This window comes from Streptomyces boetiae (assembly GCF_031845405.1).
Classification (GTDB): Bacteria; Actinomycetota; Actinomycetes; order Streptomycetales; family Streptomycetaceae; genus Streptomyces; species Streptomyces boetiae.
This window is the reverse complement of record NZ_JAVREN010000028.1, coordinates 1-19,067: the sequence shown is the minus strand read 5'-3', so window position 1 is coordinate 19,067 and position 19,067 is coordinate 1. Positions and strand designations below refer to the sequence as shown.

Below are 19,067 nucleotides of genomic sequence, written 5' to 3'. Positions count from 1 at the left end.
TCCGCGGTTCCCGCCGGCCCGGCGTCCGTGCCGGTCATCGGCTCTCGCGGGGGCCGGGGGCCGCGGCCCCCGTGCCCTCGCGCCCGGCGCCCTCCGCGTCGGCGCCGGAGGCGCCCGCGCCCGCGCCGGAGGCGCCCGCGCGGCCCGGCGGTTCCGCCGTCGCCATGTGGAGGCGGGTGAACGCCAGGGCCTCCGCGAGGTCGGCGCGGCGAGCCTCGGGGGTCGCGCAGCGGCGGGTGTTGACCTCCACGACCACGTGACCGGCGTAGCCCGTGGCCGCCAGCCGCTCCAGCAGCGCCGCGCAGGGCTGGCTGCCGCGCCCCGGCACCAGGTGCTCGTCCTTGCCCGAGCCGCGCCCGTCCGCCAGGTGCACGTGGCCCAGCCGCGCGCCCATCCGGTCCGCCATGGCCAGCGCGTCCGAGCGGGCCGTGGCCGAGTGCGAGAGGTCCAGCGTGTAGTGCGGGAAGTCGTTGTCCGTCGGGTCCCAGCCGGGGGCGTACGCCTGCACCTCGCGGTCGCGGTAACGCCAGGGGTACATGTTCTCGACCGCGAAGTTCACCGGCCCGCCCTCGTCCAGCCGCCGGACGCCGGACACGAAGTCCCGGGCGTAGGCGCGTTGCCACCGGAAGGGCGGGTGCACCACCACGGTGGAGGCGCCCAGGCGTTCGGCCGCCCCGCGGGCGCGCAGCAGCTTGCGCCACGGGTCGGTGCCCCACACCCGCTGCGTGATCAGCAGGCAGGGCGCGTGCACGGCGAGCACGGGCACGCCGTGCCGCTCGGACAGGCGCTCCAGCGCGTCCACGTCCTGGCTGACCGGGTCGGTCCAGACCATGACCTCGACCCCGTCGTAGCCGAGCCGTCCGGCTATCTCGAAGGCCGCCGCGGTGTTCTCGGGGTACACGGAGGCGGTCGACAGGCCGACCTTCGCGTCCGGAACACGTACCTGATGCGCCACGCCCCTCAGCCTACGTGCCGGGCCGCCGCTGCCCCGCTTGACCGGGAGCGGCCCGGCCGACATTATTAAACGCATGATGAATAAAACTGGGGACCGGCCGCACGCCCCCGGCGCACCCCCTGGCGCACCGGCCATCGCCGCCCGCGGCCTGACCGTGGTCCGCGGCGGCGCCCGCGTGCTCGACGGCCTCGACTTCGCCGTCGAGCGCGGCACGGTCACCGGGCTGCTCGGCCCCTCCGGCTGCGGCAAGACCACGCTGATGCGGGCCGTGGTCGGCGCCCAGGCCCGCGTCACGGGCACGCTGGACGTCCTCGGCCGCCCGGCCGGGAGCCCCGCCCTGCGCGACCGGATCGGGTACGTCACCCAGTCCCCGTCCGTCTACGCCGACCTCACCGTCCGGCAGAACCTCGCCTACTACGCCGCCGTCCTGGGCGTCCCTCGCGCCGCCCGCGCCGAGCGGGTGGAGGCCACGCTCGCCGACGTGGACCTCGCGCCCCGCGCCGACGCCCTCGTGGCCGCCCTCTCCGGCGGCCAGCGCTCCCGCGTCTCCCTGGCCGTCGCCCTCCTGGGAACGCCCGAGCTGCTGGTGCTCGACGAGCCGACCGTGGGCCTGGACCCGGTCCTGCGGCGCAGCCTGTGGGACCTCTTCCACCGGCTCGCGGCCGACCGCGGGACCACGCTGCTCATCTCCTCGCACGTCATGGACGAGGCCGACCGCTGCGGCCGGCTGCTGCTGATGCGGGCCGGGCGGCTGCTCGCCGAGGGAACGCCGGCCGAGCTGCGCGAACGCACGGGGGGCGGCTCCATCGAGGAGGCCTTCCTGCGCCTGGTGGACGAGGGCGTGGACGGGGGCGTGCGCCGATGAACGTCCGCCGTGTCCTCGCCACCGCGCACCGCGTGCTGAGCCAGTTGCGTCACGATCCGCGCACGATCGCGCTGCTTCTGCTGGTGCCGCTGCTGCTGCTCGTCCTGCTCTTCTACGTCTTCGACGGGGAGCCGGGGACGTTCGACCGGGTCGGGGCCTCGCTGCTGGGCATCTTCCCGATGATCACGATGTTCCTGGTGACCTCGATCGCCACGCTGCGGGAACGCACATCCGGCACACTGGAGCGCCTGCTCACCATGCCGCTGGGCCGCGGAGACCTGCTGGCCGGCTACGCGCTGGCGTTCGGCGTCTTCGCCACGGTCCAGGCCGGGCTGGCGACCGGGGTCGCCCTGTGGTTCCTGGACCTGGACATCGCGGGCCCGGCCTGGCTGCTGCTGCTCGGCGCCGTGCTCAACGCGCTGCTGGGCATCGCGCTCGGCCTGCTGGTCTCGGCCTTCGCGGCCTCGGAGTTCCAGGCCGTGCAGTTCCTCCCGGCGATGGTCTTCCCGCAACTGCTCCTGTGCGGCCTCTTCGCCCCGCGCGACTCCATGCAGCCGGCGCTGGAGTACGCCTCCAACGTCCTGCCCATGTCGTACTCGGTGGACGGCATGACCGAGATCCTGACCAACGCGCAGGCCACGTCCGACTACTGGCGCGACGTCACCATCGTCGCCACGACGGCCCTGGCGATCCTGGCCCTCGCCTCGATCACCCTCCGCCGCAGGACGGCCTGACGGCCTGCCGTCCCCACGACGCGAGCCACCCGGCTCGCTGGACAGCCCTGGCGGGCGGCCACCCTTGCGACGCCGCGTGCCCCGGGCGGTCCCGGCGGGGCGGCCTTCGGCCGCCGCGTGCCCCGACGACAGGCCCGGGCCTCCGGCCGCCCAGCCCGTGCGGGCGGTCCCGGCGGCGGGCTTCGTGCCTGGCGGCACGGCCGCCGGCGGCGAGCTCGTGCCGGTGGGCGGGCGGTGCCGCGTTCGGCGCGAAGCCGTGCGGGCGGTCCCGGCGGCGGGCTTCGTGCCTGGCGGCACGGCCGGCGGCGGCGAGCTCGTGCCGGTGGGCGGGCGGTGCCGCGTTCGGCGCGAAGCCGTGCGGGCGGTCCCGGCGGCGGGCTTCGTGCCTGACGGCGCGGCCCCGCGGTGGGCCGGCGAGGCGGGCGGCCACACGGCAGCGTCCGGCGCGAAGCGCGGGCGTCCGCGCGGAGCCCGTGCCGGCCCCGTGCCGGTCGCGGCCGGTGGGCGGCGCGGCAGCGTTCGCGCGCAGCGCGGAGTCGGCGGCCGTGGGGGTGGGCGCCGGCGCGTCAGTCGGCAACGGCCGGCAAGGACGTGCGCATCTGGTCGAGGCGGCGGAGGATGACGCCCTCCCGGAGGGCCCAGGGGCAGATTTCGAGGGTGGGGATGTTGAAGATGTCCATCGCGGCCTCGGCCACGATCGCGCCGGCCAGGAGCTGGGCGGCGCGGCCCTCGGAGACGCCGGGGAGGAGGCGGCGTTCCGCGATGGGGAGTTCGGCCAGCTTCTGGGACCAGCTACGCACGTCGTCCCGGTCCAGGTCGCGGCGGACGTACAGGCCCTCCGCCGAGCGGGCCGCGCCCGCGATGCGGGCGAGCTGCTTGAAGGTCTTGGAGGTGGCCACCACCCGGTCCGGCTCCCCGAATCGCTTGAAGTCCCTTGCCACCTGCGCCAGTTCGGAACGCACGTCCCGGCGCAGCGCCCGCACGTCCGCCGGTTCGGGGGGGTCGCCCGGCAGCCGGGCGTTCGTCAGCCGGCCCGCGCCCAGCGGCAGCGAGGCCGCCGCGTCCGGCTCCTCGTCCACGCCCAGGGCGATCTCCAGCGAGCCGCCGCCGATGTCGAACAGCAGCAGCTTCCCCGCCGACCAGCCCAGCCACCGCCGCGCCGCCAGGAAGGTCAGCCGCGCCTCCTCGTCCCCCGAGAGCACGGTCAGCGTCACCCCCGTCTCGCCGGCCACCCGCGCCAGCACCTCATCCGCGTTGGTCGCCTCCCGCACCGCCGAGGTCGCCAGCGTCAGCGTCTCCGCCACCCCCTGGTCCTCGGCCACCTCCTGCGCGGCGCGCACCGTGGCCACCAGGCGCTCGACGCCCTCCGGCCCGATCGCCCCCGCCGGGTCGAGCAGCTCGGCAAGGCGCAGCTCCGCCTTGTGCGAGTACGCGGGCAGCGGACGCGCGCCGGGATGCGCGTCGACGACCAGCAGATGGACCGTATTCGAACCCACGTCGAGAACACCGAGCCTCATGGCGTTCAACGCTACCCCGCGCTCTACCCTGGGCGTGTGGCAAAGACGAAGAGGGCGAAGCAGGGCAGAACTCCCGTGACCCCTGCGCTTCCGGAGCCGGTCCCGGGGTCGGTCCCCGAGCTGATCCCCGGGCAGCAGCAGGGGGAAGAGCTGGCGGAAGAGGAGCAGCTCGACGGCGCGCGCAGGCGCGCGGCCGGCGAGGAGGTGGCGCTGAACCACCCCCGTGCCTGGGTGGAGTTCGCCGACCCGGCCGACCCCGAGCAGGTCTTCCGCTGCGACCTCACCTGGCTGACCTCCCGCTGGGAGTGCGTCTTCGGCCGCGGCTGCCAGGGCATCCAGGCCGGCCGTTCCTCCGACGGCTGCTGCTCGCTGGGCGCCCACTTCTCCGACGAGGACGACGAACGCCGGGTGGCCGGCCACGCCGCGCGGCTGACCCCCGAGCAGTGGCAGTTCCACGCCGAGGGGCACTCGAAGAAGGGCTGGGTCGAGCTGGACGAGGAGGGCGAGCGCCGCACCCGCCGCGTTCAGGGCGCCTGCGTCTTTCTCAACCGCCCCGGCTTCCCCGGCGGCGCGGGCTGCGCCCTGCACACGCTGGCGCTGCGCGAGGGGCGCGAGCCGCTGGAGACCAAGCCCGACGTGTGCTGGCAGCTCCCGGTGCGCCGGACCTACGAGTGGGTGGAGCAGCCGGACGGCGAGCAGCTGCTGTACGTCTCGATCGGGGAGTACGACCGGCGCGGCTGGGGCCCGGGCGGGCACGACCTGCACTGGTGGTGCACCGGCGCCCCGGCCGCGCACTCCGCCGGGCGCCCGCTCTACCGCAGCTACCGGGCCGAGCTGACCGAGCTGATGGGGAAGGCGGGCTACGACCAGCTCGCGGAGCTGTGCGACACGCGCCTGGCGGCGCTGCCGCCCCCCGAGGGCCCCGGCGGCCGTCCGCTGCTCCCGCTCCTGGCCCCGCACCCGGCCGACCCGGCCCCGGACCCGGCGCCCTGACGCACGCGGCGCCGTAACGCCCCCGGCCCGCGCCGGACGTTCCCGGGCGGTCCTCGCGCCGGGCGTTCCCCCGTGGGCAGCTCCCGGCCAGGGGGCGTCCGGATCGCGGTATTCCCGTCCCGGTCGGTGGGCGGGGGGCGTAGCCTCGGGGGCGTAGCCGCACGGCCGCCGAGCAGAGCGAGCAGAGAAGGGCTTGAGACCATGGCGACACTGAGGTCCCGCACCGTCACCCACGGCCGGAACATGGCGGGCGCCCGCGCCCTCCTCCGGGCCGCCGGCGTAGCGCGCGAGGACTTCGGCAAGCCGATCGTCGCGGTGGCCAACAGCTTCACCGAGTTCGTCCCCGGCCACACCCACCTCCAGCCGGTGGGCCGGATCGTCTCCGAGGCCATCTCGGCCGCCGGGGGCGTTCCCCGGGAGTTCAACACCATCGCCGTGGACGACGGCATCGCGATGGGCCACGGCGGGATGCTCTACTCCCTGCCCTCCCGGGACCTGATCGCGGACTCCGTGGAGTACATGGTCGAGGCGCACTGCGCCGACGCCCTGGTCTGCATCTCCAACTGCGACAAGATCACCCCCGGCATGCTGATGGCGGCCCTCCGCCTGAACATCCCCACCGTCTTCGTCTCCGGCGGCCCGATGGAGGCCGGCAAGACGACGCTGGTGGACGGCACGGTCCGCTCCAACCTCGACCTGGTGCACGCCATGTCCGAGGCGGTCAGCGAGACCGTCTCCGAGGAGGACCTGCTGCGCATCGAGGAGGCCGCCTGCCCGACCTGCGGTTCCTGTTCCGGGATGTTCACCGCCAACTCCATGAACTGCCTGGTCGAGGCCCTGGGCCTGGCCCTGCCGGGCAACGGCTCGGTGCTGGCCACGCACACCGCCCGCCGCGCGCTCTACGAGGCCGCGGGCCGCAGCGTGGTGGAGATCACCAAGCGCCACTACGACCAGGACGACGCCACGGTCCTGCCGCGGGCCATCGCCTCCCGGGCAGCGTTCGAGAACGCCATGGCCCTGGACATCGGCATGGGCGGCTCGACGAACACCGTGCTGCACCTGCTGGCCGCCGCCGCGGAGGCCGGCCTCGACTTCGGGATGGCGGACATCGACGCCGTCTCCCGCCGCGTGCCCTGCGTCTCCAAGGTCGCCCCGAACAGCGCCTACCACATGGAGGACGTGCACCGGGCCGGCGGCATCCCCGCCATCCTCGGCGAGCTGCACCGCGGCGGCCTGCTGAACGAGGACGTGCACGCCATCCACGCCGACTCGCTCGCCGAGTGGCTCAAGCGCTGGGACATCCGCGGCGGCTCGCCCTCGCCCGAGGCGGTGGAGCTGTTCCACGCGGCGCCCGGCTGCAAGCGTTCGGCCACCGCCTTCTCCCAGTCCGAGCGCTGGGAGACGCTGGACACGGACGCGGAGGGCGGCTGCGTGCGGGACGTGGCGCACGCCTACTCCAAGGACGGCGGCCTGGCCGTGCTGCGCGGCAACCTCGCCGAGGACGGCTGCGTGGTGAAGACCGCGGGCGTGGACGAGTCGATCTGGACCTTCGAGGGCCCGGCCGTGGTCGTGGAGTCCCAGGAGGCGGCCGTGGACGCGATCCTGAACAAGCGCGTCAAGGAGGGCGACGTGGTCGTCGTCCGCTACGAGGGCCCGCGCGGCGGCCCGGGCATGCAGGAGATGCTGTACCCCACGGCGTTCCTCAAGGGCCGGGGCCTGGGCGCCAAGTGCGCGCTGATCACGGACGGCCGGTTCTCCGGCGGGACCTCGGGCCTGTCGATCGGGCACGTCTCCCCGGAGGCGGCGGCCGGCGGCACGATCGCGCTGGTCCGCGACGGGGACCTGATCCGCATCGACATCCCCGGGCGCGTGATCGAGCTGAAGGTGTCCGAGGAGGAGCTGAACGCCCGCCGCGAGGCGCTCGGCGGACGGTACGCGCCGGTGGGGCGCGACCGGAAGGTCTCACTGGCGCTGCGCGCCTACGCGGCCATGGCCACCAGCGCGGACAAGGGCGCGGTCCGGGACGTCAGCAAGCTGGAGGGCTAGGCGCGCCCGCCTACTCGGCGGGCCGCAGCGCGGAGAGCGGCGTGGCGTACAGCGTGTTCCCCACGGTCACGACGTACGCCGTGCCGTCCGCGATGACGGGGGCCGGGGACCAGGCGTCGCTGCCCATGCCGGGGGTGCCGGGGTGCGGCTCGCCCGTGCGGCGGAGGGTGCCGTCGCGGGTGGCGATCTCGTAGAGCCGGCCCTCGGCGTCCGAGAGGTAGAGCAGGCCGTCCGCCACCGCCGGGTCGGAGGGGACGTCGGCGCCCGTGGGCTCGCTCCACAGGACCGTCCCGGCCGCGGCGTCCACCGCCGTGAGCTGCCCGGCGCCGTCCGCCGTGTAGACCACGCCGCCGGCGACGGTGGCCCGCGGCTCGGTGGGCCGGGGCAGGGCCGTGCGGGTCCACTCCCCGGTGGCAAGATCCAGGCGCTGGATCGCCGTCACGACCGGCAGGTCGGGGTCGAACTCGTGGTAGTACGCGGCGTTCCGGTCCATCCCGATCGCCTCCAGGGTGCCCAGCGCCGAGTCCGGCGCTGTCACCGGCTCGCCCCAGATCTCGCGCCCGTCCGCGTCCAGCAGGATCGCCTGCCAGTCCGTGGTGAACTCCTCCGAGCGGCTCTCGGCCAGCACGTACGCGCCCGAGGTGACGGTGTCCGTGATGTACCGGCCGGGCGCGGACCACTCGCCGACCCGGTCGGGGCCGTCCATGGCGTAGAAGCGCAGGGTGCTGTCGCCGTTCTGGAGCATCAGCGTGCCGCGCACCCGCTGGAGCTCACCCATCAGCTCGGGGGCGTCGATCTCCCACAGGGGCTCGCCGCCCTCGCCCTCCGGGTCCAGCGCGGCCAGGCCGCGCTCGGAGCGGGCGAACAGGGCCCGCTCGCCCGGCAGCGCCGCGGGGCCGCCCAGGGCGTCGCGCGGGCCGTCGTGCCGCAGCAGCTCCGAGCCGTCCGGGCCGAGCAGCACCGCGGACGTTCCGCCCACGCTGCACAGCAGGCCGCCCTCGGCCGCCGCGCAGACGAAGCCCTCGGTGACCGCGTCCCGCACGCCGAAGTCGCGCAGCGAACGCTCCCACGGGCCGGGGGAGTCGGAGGAGGGGTCCGCGGGGCCGTTGGCGTCCGCCGGGGCCCGCGGGCCCTCCTCGCCGTCGCCCGGGAGGCCGGTCAGCCACAGACCCGCCGCGGCGGCGCAGGCCACGGCCACCGCCGCGAGCGCGGCCAGGCGCCGGCGCCGCCCGCGGGGCGCCGGGGCCTCCGGCGCGGTCCGCGCCTCCCGGTCTTCCGCGGCCCCCGGCGCCCGCCACACCGGCGAGTCGCGGATCACCGCGGCCTGCGCGCGGGTGTCCGCCCAGGCCGCCATCTCCAGCAGCGCCGAGACCTCCGGCCGCCGCTCCGGCTCCTTGGCCAGGCACAGCGAGACCAGGTCCCGCAGCGGCTCCGGCACGTCGCCCAGCTCCGGGTCCTCGTGCACCACCCGGTAGGCCACGGCCAGCGGGTCCCCGCCCGGCGGGCCGCCCGCCTCGAAGGGGCTGTGCCCGGTCGCCGCGAACGCCACCACCGCGCCCAGCGCGAACACGTCCGAGGCCGTGCCGACATCGCCCTTGCCTGTGAGCTGCTCCGGCGCCATGAACGGCGGCGAGCCCAGCACCGCCCCGGCCTCCGTCAGCCGGTGGCTGGCGGTGATCGCCCGCGAGATGCCGAAGTCGATCACCCGCACCCCGTCCTCGGCCAGCAGGACGTTGCCCGGCTTCAGGTCCCGGTGCACCAGGCCGCAGCGGTGGATGTCCTGAAGCGCCTCGGCGAGCTGCGCGCCGATCCTGGCCGCCTCGCGCGCGCCGAGCGGACCCTGCCCGTCCACCCGGTCGGTCAGCGAGCCGCCGGGGACGTAGAGGGTGGCCAGCCACGGCGGGTCGCCGTCCGGGTCGGCGTCCACGACGGGCGCGGTGAACGCCCCGCTGACCCGCCGCGCCGCCTCCACCTCGCGGCGGAACCGCTTGCGGAAGCCGGGGTCCTGGGCGTACTCGCGCCGGATCACCTTCACGGCGAGGCGCCGTCCGGCGACCGTGCTGGCGAGGTAGACCACGCCCATCCCGCCCGCGCCGAGGCGCCGTTCGAGGACGTAGCCGCCCAGCCGCTCGGGCTCCCGGTCCCCGGGGCCGGCCGCCGGGCCGCCCTCGCCGCGGTCCCCGCGGTTGTCGGTCGTCATGGCAGCTCCCCCGCCGTGCCCGGCGTGCCGTCTCGTGGCGTTTGCCGTTTGCCGTGTGCCGTATGCCGGGAACAGCGTACGACGCGGTCCGGCGGCGGGGGGCGGGCGCCGGTGCCGCGCACCGGCGCCCGGGGCGCCGGGGGCCCCGGTCATAATCGACCGCATGTCCACCTCGCACCCGGACGCCGCGCGGAGCGGCGCACCCGTCCCGCCCCCCGAGCCCGACCTGCCCTCGCCCGGGCCGCTGCGGTTCTACGGCACCACCTGGGTGGAGCGGACCGGCGGCTACGGGCTGCGCCGCGCGGGCCTGGCGGCGGGCAGCGCGCTGCTGGCGGCGGCGGGCGGCCTGGTGCTGTGGCTGGGGTACGCGGGGCTCGTCGGCTCCGAGACGGCCGGGTGGCTGCGTTTCCTGGTGATGGCCGCCTTCGTGATCTGCTCGGTGATGGCCTTCCTGCGCACCTGGGGCGGGTACGCCGTGCCGCGCGAGGGCGCGCGCGCGGACGAGTCGGCGTTCCGCAGCATCAAGGCGGTGGGCTTCGTCGGCGTGCTCCTGGCGTACGCGCTGCGCACGCTGGTGGAGGCGCCGGGCGAACGCCTGGCGCGCGCCGAGCACGAGGCCGCGCTGGAGCGCCACCGGCGCACCATCGCCAAGCGCTCGGGCAACCCCGCGCGCCGGCGCTCCCCGGGGCGCACGGGCAGCCGTTCCGCGCGGCGGCGCGGCTGAGGACGTTTCCGCCCCCTTTCCGGCCCGGCCCCTAGGGGAAGCCCTTAGCGGCCCCGGACATGTGTCAGCTTCCATTGACACCCCCGGGCGGGCGTTGGGACGCTGACGGTGCACCACCTGGGACGGAGAGGTTCGCGATGAGCGGGAGCGGCGGCGAGGAGCTGCTCAAGGTCCTTGCCGCGCTGGCCAATCCGCACCGGATGCGGATCATCGCGGCGCTGGCCGCCGAGCGGGACTACGTCAGCCGGCTGGCCCGCACGATCGGCATGAGCCGCCCGCTGCTGCACATGCACCTCCAGCGCCTTGAGGCGGCCGGGCTGGTCACCGGCACGCTGGAGCTCTCGGAGGACGGCAAGGCGATGAAGTTCTACGAGCTGGTGCCCTTCCTGTACGAGCTGACCCCCCGCGCCATCGCGGAGGCCGCCGCGACGCTCCCGGCGGCCCCGGAGACGCGGAACACGCGGAACACGCGGAACACGCGGAACACGCAGAAACAGAAAGAGGACGCGCAGTGAACGACGACGCGCTCGTGACGATGGCCGACGACGCCGCCGGCGTCTGGGCGGCCGGCCTGGGCACCGCCGGCTTCTTCGCGTTCCTCATCGTGGTCGTCTGGCAGATCGCGGCCACGTGGCGGGCGCGGATGCTGGCGTCCCGCGAGCAGGAGTACCGGCGGCTGACCGCCAAGTACGCCGACCTGCTGGAGGACAACACCGAGATTTTGCGCCGCTGCACGGACGAGCTGACCGAGACCCGGCGCTCGGTGGCCGCGGTGGAGCGGATGATGCGGGAGGTCGATTGAACCCTCCCCCAGCTGAAGCAGGGGGATTCCTGACTCACGTCGGCTGCGGCCCGGCGGACCCCAGCTCTTACACGATCAACACCAGCCGGGTTGGAACCAGCCCGGTTCGGTACAGCAAGGCGAAGGTGGTGCTTGTGCCGTCTTGGTTCTCGACCGGCACGGTGTACGCGCTTGGTTCTCGCAACGCACAGCGTGCAGCTCACCCGCTCCTGTGGGCGCTCTTCCGCCCCGGCGGCGAAACCCCGTTCCTTGCCCTGCTCCGCAGGGGTCCGATTCCTCCCCGGCCTGAAGGCCGGGGAGGAATCGGAGGTAACCGGTGAACGCCCGCACGCCCCGCCGCGCCACGGCCCGGACCTCCCGCCGCGCGACCGGTCGCGGGATCGCCGGGGGCACGCCGGTGCACCGCCTGATCCGCCGCCTGCTGCCCGCCCCCCGCGGCGAGTACGCCAACGACGGCTTCCCCCTGCGCCACCCGCCCACGCGGCCCGCCCCGCCCGCGGCCCCGCGGCCGGGTGACGTCCCCGCGCCCGGGCCCGGGCCCGGGTGGGAGGATGAGGGGCCCAAGCCTTCGTCCACGTGAGAGCCGTCTGATGACCACCCACACCCCGAAGATCGCCGTCCTGGGCGCAGGCAGGATCGGCGAGGCCCTGCTCGGCGGCCTGCTGCGGGCCGGCCGCGCCCCCGCCGACCTGCTGGCCACCGAGCGCCGCCCCGAGCGCATCGAGGAGCTGCGCGCCCGCTACGGCATCGAGATCACCGGCACCCCCGAGGCCGCCAAGGCCGCCGACATCCTCATCCTCGCCGTCAAGCCGCAGGACATGGCCGTCCTGCTGGAGGAGCTGGCCCCGCACGCCGCCCCCGGCCGCCTGGTGATCTCGGCCGCGGCCGGCATCACCACCGCGTTCGTGGAGTCCCGGCTCGCCGAGGGCACCCCGGTGGTCCGCGTCATGCCCAACACCCCCGTGCTGGTGGACGAGGGCATGTCCGTCATCTCCCCGGGACGGCACGCCGGGGAGGAGCACCTGGCGCACGCCGAGGCCATCTTCGGCAGCGTCGGCAAGACCGTGCGCCTGCCGGAGTCGCAGCAGGACGCGGCCACCGCGCTCTCCGGCTCGGGCCCGGCGTACTTCTACTTTCTGGTCGAGGCCATGACCGACGCGGGCATCCTGCTGGGCCTGCCCCGCGACCAGGCCCACGACCTCATCGTGCAGGCCGCCATCGGCGCGGCGGTGATGCTGCGGGACAGCGGCGAGCACCCGGTGAAGCTGCGGGAGGCCGTGACCTCCCCGGCCGGCACGACGATCAGCGCGATCCGCGAGCTGGAGAACCACGGCGTGCGCGCCGCCCTGATCGCGGCCCTGGAGGCCGCCCGCGACCGCAGCCGGGCCCTGGCCGCCGGGCAGTAACCCCCCTGCCCGGACCCCCTTACCGCCAGGCGGAACGCGGCGGCGGGCGCCCCCCGGACGCCCGCCGCCGCTCCTCCCGCCCCGCCGCCGGGGCCGCCGCCCGCGACCGCGCCGCCCCGGCCGTTCACCCCCGCCGGCGAGGGTGCCCCCGCTTGCGGGGGAGGGCCCTAGTCCGTGGCGATCGCGCGCAGGACGTTCATCCGCCCCGCCCGGAACGCCGGGACCAGCGCCGCCACCAGGCCCACCAGGGCCGACCCGGCGAAGACCACCCCGATGGTGTTCCACGGGATCTCCAGCACCGAGAAGCCCTCGGTCGCCAGCAGCCGCTGCGCCGTGACCCCCCAGGCCATGCCGAGCCCCAGGCCCAGCAGCGCCCCGAACAGCGCGATCACCACCGACTCCAGGCGCACCATCCGCCGAAGCTGCCGCCGCGACAGGCCGATCGCCCGCATCAGCCCGATCTCCCGGGTCCGCTCGATCACCGACAGGGCCAGGGTGTTCACCACGCCCAGCACCGCCACCACGATCGCGAGGGCCAGCAGGCCGTAGACGATGTTCAGCAGCCCGCCGATCTCGTCCTCCAACTGCTGTTTGTAGTCGGCCTGGTCTGCCACCTCGAACTGCGGGAAGGGCTCAAGCGCCGCCCGCAGCGCCTCGTAGGCCGCCGCCCGCTGCCCCTCCTCGGCCACCGCGAACATCGCCACGTTCAGCGGCACCAGGTCCTCCGGCAGGTGCGCCCGCGCCGTGTCCAGCGCCAGGTACATCGCCCCCGGGTCCAGCAGCGTGTCCTCCGAGGTGATCGCGCCGACCGTCAGCGCCACCGCCTCGTCCCCGCCGACGAACCGCGCGGTCACCGTGTCGCCCACCGACAGGCCGTGGTCCTCCGCGAAGGACTCGCCCACCGACAGGTGGTCCGGCCGGTACGCGTCCGCCAGCTCCCCGGCCACCGTCACGGCCCGCAGGTCCTGGGCGTACGTCGGGCTCGCCGCGACGACCCCCTCCTCCGAGGTCTCCCCGTCCGGAGTGGTCAGCTCCAGCTGAACCTCGGTGTAGTCCGTCACGTGCGCCAGGCCCGGCGTGGAACGCACGGCCTCGGCCGCCTCGGGCGTGATCAGCTGCTCCCCGGAGGTGTCCACGATGAAGTCCGCGCCCACCGTCCGGTCGAGCTGGTCCGAGGCGGAGGCCACCACCGAGGAGCCCACCACCGACAACGACCCCACCAGCGCGAGCCCGATCATCAGCGCGCCGGCCGTGGCACCCGTACGACGCGGGTTGCGCCGGGCGTTGCGCCCCGCCATCCGCCCCACCGGGCCGAAGGCGCGCAGCACCACCGCGCTGAGCCCCCGCACCACCAGCGAGGCCAGCAGCGGGCCGATCACGATCGCGCCCACCAGCGTCAGCAGCAGCCCGCCCGCCAGGTACAGCGAGCCGTCCGCCGCCTCCTCGGCCGAGGCCGCGGCCACCAGCGCCGCCGCGCCCGCGCCGCTCAGCAGCAGCCCCAGCACCGAGCGCACCGCGCCCGAACGCCGCGAGCCGGAACCCTGCACGCCCCCGTCCCGCAGCGCCGCCATCGGCGAGACCCGGCCCGCGCGCCGCGCCGGCAGCCAGGCCGCCAGCAGCGTGGCGATCAGCCCGACCGCCATCCCCGCCACCGGCGTGCTGGTGGAGACCGTCAGCTCCGAGGTCTCCACCGAGATCCCGATCGCGCCCATCAGCTCCATCAGCCCGATGGCCAGCCCCACCCCGGCGCCGATCCCCAGCGCCGAGCCGACGACGCCCAGCAGCAGCGCCTCGCCCAGCACCGAGCGGTTCACCTGCCGCCGGCTCGCGCCCACCGCCCGCATCAGCCCGATCTCGCGGGTGCGCTGGGCCACCAGCATCGAGAACGTGTTGACGATCAGGAAGACGCCCACCAGCACCGCGATCCCCGCGAAGCCGAGCATCGCGTACCGGATCACGTCCAGGAAGCCGCCGACCTCGTCGTTCATCGCCTCCCGGTTCTCCGCCCGGGTGTCCACCTCGAACCCGTCCCCGAGACCGGCCGCCACCCGCCGCGCCAGCTCCTCCTCGCCCACGCCCTCCGCGGCCTGGACGTTCACCGCGCTGATCAGGTCGGGCCCGCCCAGCAGCGCCGTGCGCGCCGCCGTCGGCTCCATCAGCAGGTAGGCAACGCCCGGGTTCGGGCCGTCGAACTCGGCCAGCCCCGTCACCGTGGCGGTGAAACGCCCCGGCACCGCGACGACCTCCACCCGGTCCCCGACGCCGACCTCGCCCCGCTCCGCGGTGTTCCGGTCGAGCATCACCTCGCCGGGCCCGGACGGCTCGCGGCCCTCGGCCACCTCCATGCTGCGCCGGGTCTCCGGGCCCCAGTCGGTGCCGATGGTCGGCGGGCCCTCCGCGCCGAGCGCGTCCCCGGCCTCGTTCACCACCGTCAGGCGGGTGTTGAGGACCACGCCCTCGGCCGAGGCCACGCCCTCCACCTCGCGGACCCGGTCCACCACCGAGGCCGGCAGGGTCTGCTCGCGGCCCGTCTCCTGGGCGTTGTCCTCCTCCTCCGGACCCACCGTCACGTCCGAGGAGGTGGCGGTGAAGTACCGGTCGAAGGTGGCGTTGAGCGTGTCGCTGAAGACCAGCGTTCCGCTGACGAACGCCACCGACAGCACGATCGCGATCCCCGAGAGGATCATCCGGCCCTTGTGGGAGAAGAAGCTCCGCAGGGAGGTGCGCCAGACGGTCACGACACCCTCCCGCGGGCGTCGAAGCGGCGCATCCGGTCCAGGACCAGCTCGGCGGTCGGGTTGGCCATGTCGTCCACGACCCGCCCGTCCGCCAGGTACAGCACGCGGTCGGCGTGGGCGGCGGCGACGGGGTCGTGGGTGACCATGACGATGGTCTGGCCCAGGTCGTCGACGGAGCGGCGCAGGAAGCCCAGGACCTCGGCGCCGGCGCGGGAGTCGAGGTTGCCCGTCGGCTCGTCCCCGAAGATGATCGCCGGCCGGGCGGCCAGGGCCCTGGCCACGGCGACGCGCTGCTGCTGGCCGCCGGAGAGCTGGGCGGGGCGGTGCTTGAGGCGGTCGGCCAGGCCGACGGTGGCGATGACCCGCTCCAGCCACTCCTTCTCGGGCTTGCGGCCGGCGATGTCCATGGGGAGGGTGATGTTCTCCAGGGCGTTCAGGGTCGGGAGGAGGTTGAACGCCTGGAAGATGAAGCCGATCCGGTCGCGGCGCAGCCGCGTCAGCTTCTTGTCCTTCAGGCCGGTGATCTCGGTCTCCCCGACCCAGATCCGCCCGGAGGTGACGGTGTCCAGCCCCGCCAGGCAGTGCATCAGCGTGGACTTGCCCGAGCCCGAGGGGCCCATGATCGCGGTGAACGCCCCGCTCCCGATCTCGATGCTCACCCGGTCCAGCGCCACCACGCGCGTTTCCCCGGCACCGTACGCCTTCACGATCCCCTCGGCCCGCGCGGCGACCGCCGCGCGAACCCCGGTTGCAGCGGCCATGGCCACGATGGGTCCTCATTTCCTGGCTCGGAACGGTCCGTCGCGTCGTTGATCCGGGCGACGCAGCAACAGTGCCGTCCGGCCGGGGCCCGTCACGATGGTGCGCGGCGCCGTATCGGCCCGGGGGTTTACCCCACCCCACCGCCCCGGTCCGCCCCACCGGGGGCGGGCTCACCTGGGGGCGCGTCGCCTTGGCCCGCGGTGCCCCGGGCCGCGGAGCCCCGGCGGGCGGTGCCCGGGCCCGCCGCCGCGGCCGTTGCCTCCCGGCCCGCCGCGTACATCCGCGCGATCACGTCCTCGATGTCCGGCTCCCGCAGCGACAGGTCCGCCAGGGGGTAGTCCTCCGCGATCCGCGCCACCAGCGGCGCCGCGCTCGCCGAGGCCGGGAACGCCAGCCACTGCCGCGGCCCCGCCACCCGCACCGTCCGCGCGCCCTCCACCGCGATCGGCGGCAGCTCCCGCTCCAGGTCCACCACCAGCGTCCGCTCGCTCTCCCCGGCGGCGTGAAGTCCCGCCAGCCCGCCGTCGTACATCAGCCGCCCGTGGTCGATCACCATCACCCGGCGGCACAGCTGCTCGATGTCCGTCAGGTCGTGCGTGGTCAGCAGCACCGTCGTGCCCCGCTCGGCGTTCAGGTCCCGCAGGAAGCCGCGGACCCTCGCCTTGCTGACCACGTCCAGGCCGATCGTCGGCTCGTCCAGGTACAGCACGTCCGGGTCGTGCAGCAGCGCCGCCGCGATGTCCCCGCGCATCCGCTGCCCCAGAGAGAGCTGCCGCACCGGCACCGGCAGCAGCGGACCCAGGTCCAGCAGTTCCACGCACCGCTCCAGGTTCCGCCGGAACCGCGCCGGCTCCACCCGGTACATCCGCCGCACCAGGGCGTAGGAGTCCCGCAGCGGGAGGTCCCACCACAGCGTCGTCCGCTGCCCGAAGACCACCCCGATCCGCCGCGCCAGCCGCGTCCGCTCCCGCGAGGGGTCCAGACCCGCGACCCGCAGCCGCCCCCCGCTCGGGGTCAGAATGCCCGTCAGCATCTTGACCGTCGTCGACTTGCCCGCGCCGTTCGGCCCGATGTAGCCGACCATCTCCCCGCGCGCCACCTCGAACGAGAGTCCGTCCACCGCCCGGACCTCCTCGCGCACGCGCCGCCGCAGCGGCCCGCGCCCCCGCGCGCGCCTGCGCACGGAGAACACCTTCTCCACGCCCTCCAGCACGATCAACGGCCCGCCACCCGCGCCGCCCGCCCCGGCCGTTCCGCCCTCCGCCACCGCCATCGTTCGCCGCTCCCTCGCGCCTCGCGCTCCACAGGTCCCTCGCGTTCCCCGCCCCCGGCCCCGACGGGCCCTAGCTCCCCGTGCTCCGGTAACTCCGCACGCCCGACCGCCACACCAGCGCCGCCACCCCCCACATCGCCGCCGCCACCGCCGGCGAGAGGAAGTCCACCCACCCCGGCAGCCCCAGCGGGTCCTCCCGCCCCAGCAGCCGCAGCGCCGGAAGCCAGTTGACGAACGCCAGCGGCACGGCGAACGTCACCCCGCGCACCAGCTCCCGCGCGAAGACGCTCGGCGGGTACTGGAGCAGCGCGTCCCCGCCGTACGTGAAGGCGTTCTGCACCTCCGCCGCGTCCTGGGCGAAGAACTGGAACGCGCCACCCATCGCGAAGATCGCGCCAAAGATCACCGCCCCCGACGTGACCATCGCCACGACCAGCACCACCCGCCCCACCGACCAGTCCACCTCCACGCGCGTCAGGGCCCACCCGAGCACCCCCAGCCCCTCCAGCACCCGCCCCAGCCGCCGGAACGCGAACCGGTCCGCCGCCACCTGCGCGAACACCGGCGCCGGACGCACCAGCAGCACGTCCAGCGTTCCGTCCCTGATCCGGCTCCCGACCCGGTCCAGATTCCCCAGCGCCAGGTCCGCCAGCCCCAGGGACGCCCCGCTCGCCCCGTACAGCAGCGCCACCTCCGCCACCGTGAAGCCGCCCAGCGTCTCCACGTGCGAAAACATGATCAGGATCGCCAGGAAGTCCAGCGAGGACGTCACCGCCGCCGCCACCGTCATCAGGACGAACGACGTCCGGTACGCCCATCCCGAGCGCACCCACATCCACACGATCAGCCCGTAGGCCCGCAGCCCCTCAGCCACCCTGCACCACCACCCTCCGGGTCGCGCACGCCTGCACCGCCCGCCCCGCCAGCAGCAGCGCCACCGCCCACCCGGCCTGGAACGCCAGCGCCCCCGCCGCGCCCCAGCCCGCGTGCCGCCCCAGCAGCACGTCCGCCGGCACCTGGAGCAGCGCCGCCCAGGGCAGCCACTGGACCGCCTCGCCGAACGCGCCGGGGAAGACCGTCAGCGGCAGCAGCATCCCGGAGAAGAAGATCGAGGAGACGGTGCTCAGCATGTTCAGCCCGGCCCCGTCCAGCAGCCAGAACGCCCCCAGCGCCACCAGGTAGCGCAGCCCGAAGCTGACGGCCAGCGCCAGCCCCACCGTCACGAGGAACAGCGCCCACCGCCCCGGCCCGGTGGGCAGCGCCAGGTCGAACAGCGCAGAGCCCACCACCAGCGGCACCACCCCGCGCCCGAGCAACTGGAAGGCCCCGCGCCCGAGATCGGAGGCCAGCCACCACATCTGGAGGTCCGCCGGCCGGTAGAGGTCGATGGCCACGTCCCCGCTGCGGATGCGCTCCTGCAGCTCCTCGTGAAAGCCGCCCCCCAGCAGCGAGACGCAGGCGATCAGGCACTGCCCGACCCAGACGAACGCCAGTGCCTCGGCCTGGTCGTAGCCGCCGAGACCCGGGCGCTCGGCCCACAGGGCCATGAAGATGTAGGCGAGGACGCAGCCGAAGACGGTGTTGGTGAAGACCCCGGCCGCCGTCGCCACCCGGTAGGTCGCGTACCGCCGGAACGCGCTCGCCGCGACCGCCGCGTACAGCCCCGACACCTCCCGCTCCTCCCGTCGGCGAAGCGCAGGAGCCTAGCCAGCCAAACCCCGCTCCGGCCAGCGGTTTTCCTCGCCCCCCGGGCTCAACTTGACACCGATCGGGCCGATCCGTAAGGTCCATCGGGCTCGCAAACGGAAGGCCTTACCGGCACCGGCGAGCAACTCCTCCCGGCGACGCGGAAGTTCGAGAAATCGAGCGTGGTAGAGTCGGGAACACCGAAGGGAAGCCGCCCGGGAATTGCCCTGGGAGAGCGACCGTTCCTTGAGAACTCAACAGCGTGCTTTTGGATAGTCAACGCCAAGTTTTTTGTTTTGCTTATGGATCATTCACGGAGAGTTTGATCCTGGCTCAGGACGAACGCTGGCGGCGTGCTTAACACAT

General features: G+C 74.9%; 17 protein-coding genes. 9 read left to right on the top strand and 8 right to left on the bottom strand.

Annotated elements, in window-relative coordinates; all coding sequences use genetic code 11:
• Nucleotides 1-34 precede the first annotated feature (34 nt).
• Nucleotides 35-955, bottom strand: coding sequence for a sugar phosphate isomerase/epimerase family protein (locus RM780_RS18360; RefSeq protein WP_311631857.1), 921 nt, complete (start codon nt 953-955; stop codon nt 35-37).
• A 73-nt stretch (nt 956-1,028) separates the two neighbouring features.
• Between RM780_RS18360 and RM780_RS18355 the strand changes: the two genes are divergently transcribed.
• Nucleotides 1,029-1,820, top strand: coding sequence for an ABC transporter ATP-binding protein (locus RM780_RS18355; RefSeq protein WP_311631856.1), 792 nt, complete (start codon nt 1,029-1,031; stop codon nt 1,818-1,820).
• Nucleotides 1,817-2,554 (top strand): ABC transporter permease, encoded by a 738-nt coding sequence (locus tag RM780_RS18350; RefSeq protein WP_311631854.1) that lies wholly within the window; start codon nt 1,817-1,819, stop codon nt 2,552-2,554. The genes RM780_RS18355 and RM780_RS18350 overlap by 4 nt, the downstream gene beginning before the upstream one ends.
• Nucleotides 2,555-3,120: 566 nt before the next feature.
• Here RM780_RS18350 and RM780_RS18345 read toward each other — a convergent pair.
• Nucleotides 3,121-4,071 carry a Ppx/GppA phosphatase family protein gene (locus tag RM780_RS18345; protein WP_311631852.1) on the bottom strand — a complete coding sequence of 317 codons (951 nt, stop codon included), beginning with the start codon at nt 4,069-4,071 and terminating at the stop codon, nt 3,121-3,123.
• 150 nt (nt 4,072-4,221) lie between these two features.
• Between RM780_RS18345 and RM780_RS18340 the strand changes: the two genes are divergently transcribed.
• Nucleotides 4,222-5,064 carry a hypothetical protein gene (locus RM780_RS18340; RefSeq protein ID WP_394813010.1) on the top strand — a complete coding sequence of 281 codons (843 nt, stop codon included), beginning with the start codon at nt 4,222-4,224 and terminating at the stop codon, nt 5,062-5,064.
• A gap of 201 nt (nt 5,065-5,265) precedes the next feature.
• Nucleotides 5,266-7,110, top strand: coding sequence for a dihydroxy-acid dehydratase (ilvD, locus tag RM780_RS18335; RefSeq protein WP_311631850.1), 1,845 nt, complete (start codon nt 5,266-5,268; stop codon nt 7,108-7,110).
• Nucleotides 7,111-7,120: 10 nt separating this feature from the next.
• Here ilvD and RM780_RS18330 read toward each other — a convergent pair whose 3' ends face one another.
• The gene (locus RM780_RS18330; protein ID WP_311631849.1) at nt 7,121-9,310 is read right to left on the bottom strand and encodes a protein kinase domain-containing protein; all 2,190 of its coding nucleotides are present in this window, start codon (nt 9,308-9,310) and stop codon (nt 7,121-7,123) included.
• Nucleotides 9,311-9,473: 163 nt separating this feature from the next.
• Between RM780_RS18330 and RM780_RS18325 the strand changes: the two genes are divergently transcribed.
• The 5 genes from RM780_RS18325 to proC all read left to right on the top strand — a co-directional run bounded on the left by RM780_RS18325 (nt 9,474) and on the right by proC (nt 12,242).
• Nucleotides 9,474-10,034, top strand: coding sequence for a hypothetical protein (locus RM780_RS18325; RefSeq protein ID WP_311631848.1), 561 nt, complete (start codon nt 9,474-9,476; stop codon nt 10,032-10,034).
• 137 nt (nt 10,035-10,171) lie between these two features.
• Nucleotides 10,172-10,549, top strand: coding sequence for an ArsR/SmtB family transcription factor (locus tag RM780_RS18320; protein ID WP_311631847.1), 378 nt, complete (start codon nt 10,172-10,174; stop codon nt 10,547-10,549).
• A 20-nt stretch (nt 10,550-10,569) separates the two neighbouring features.
• Nucleotides 10,570-10,836 (top strand): hypothetical protein, encoded by a 267-nt coding sequence (locus RM780_RS18315; protein ID WP_311631920.1) that lies wholly within the window; start codon nt 10,570-10,572, stop codon nt 10,834-10,836.
• 316 nt (nt 10,837-11,152) lie between these two features.
• Nucleotides 11,153-11,416 (top strand): hypothetical protein, encoded by a 264-nt coding sequence (locus RM780_RS18310; RefSeq protein ID WP_311631845.1) that lies wholly within the window; start codon nt 11,153-11,155, stop codon nt 11,414-11,416.
• A 10-nt stretch (nt 11,417-11,426) separates the two neighbouring features.
• Nucleotides 11,427-12,242, top strand: a complete 816-nt coding sequence (proC, locus tag RM780_RS18305) for a pyrroline-5-carboxylate reductase (protein ID WP_311631844.1) — start codon at nt 11,427-11,429, stop codon at nt 12,240-12,242.
• 167 nt (nt 12,243-12,409) lie between these two features.
• On the opposite strand, the gene RM780_RS18300 is transcribed toward proC, so the two are convergent.
• From RM780_RS18300 to RM780_RS18280, 5 genes are all read right to left on the bottom strand, one after another.
• Nucleotides 12,410-14,980 (bottom strand): ABC transporter permease, encoded by a 2,571-nt coding sequence (locus RM780_RS18300; protein WP_311631843.1) that lies wholly within the window; start codon nt 14,978-14,980, stop codon nt 12,410-12,412.
• A complete protein-coding gene (locus tag RM780_RS18295) occupies nt 14,977-15,741 on the bottom strand; it encodes an ABC transporter ATP-binding protein (RefSeq protein WP_311631841.1) in 765 nt (254 codons plus the stop codon). Before RM780_RS18295 ends, RM780_RS18300 begins: the two co-directional genes overlap by 4 nt.
• 128 nt (nt 15,742-15,869) lie before the next feature.
• A complete protein-coding gene (locus RM780_RS18290; protein WP_311631840.1) occupies nt 15,870-17,015 on the bottom strand; it encodes an ABC transporter ATP-binding protein in 1,146 nt (381 codons plus the stop codon).
• Between the two features lie 70 nt (nt 17,016-17,085).
• A complete protein-coding gene (locus RM780_RS18285) occupies nt 17,086-17,889 on the bottom strand; it encodes an ABC transporter permease (protein ID WP_311631839.1) in 804 nt (267 codons plus the stop codon).
• Nucleotides 17,882-18,685, bottom strand: a complete 804-nt coding sequence (locus RM780_RS18280) for an ABC transporter permease (RefSeq protein WP_311631838.1) — start codon at nt 18,683-18,685, stop codon at nt 17,882-17,884. The genes RM780_RS18285 and RM780_RS18280 overlap by 8 nt, the downstream gene beginning before the upstream one ends.
• Nucleotides 18,686-19,067 lie beyond the last annotated feature (382 nt).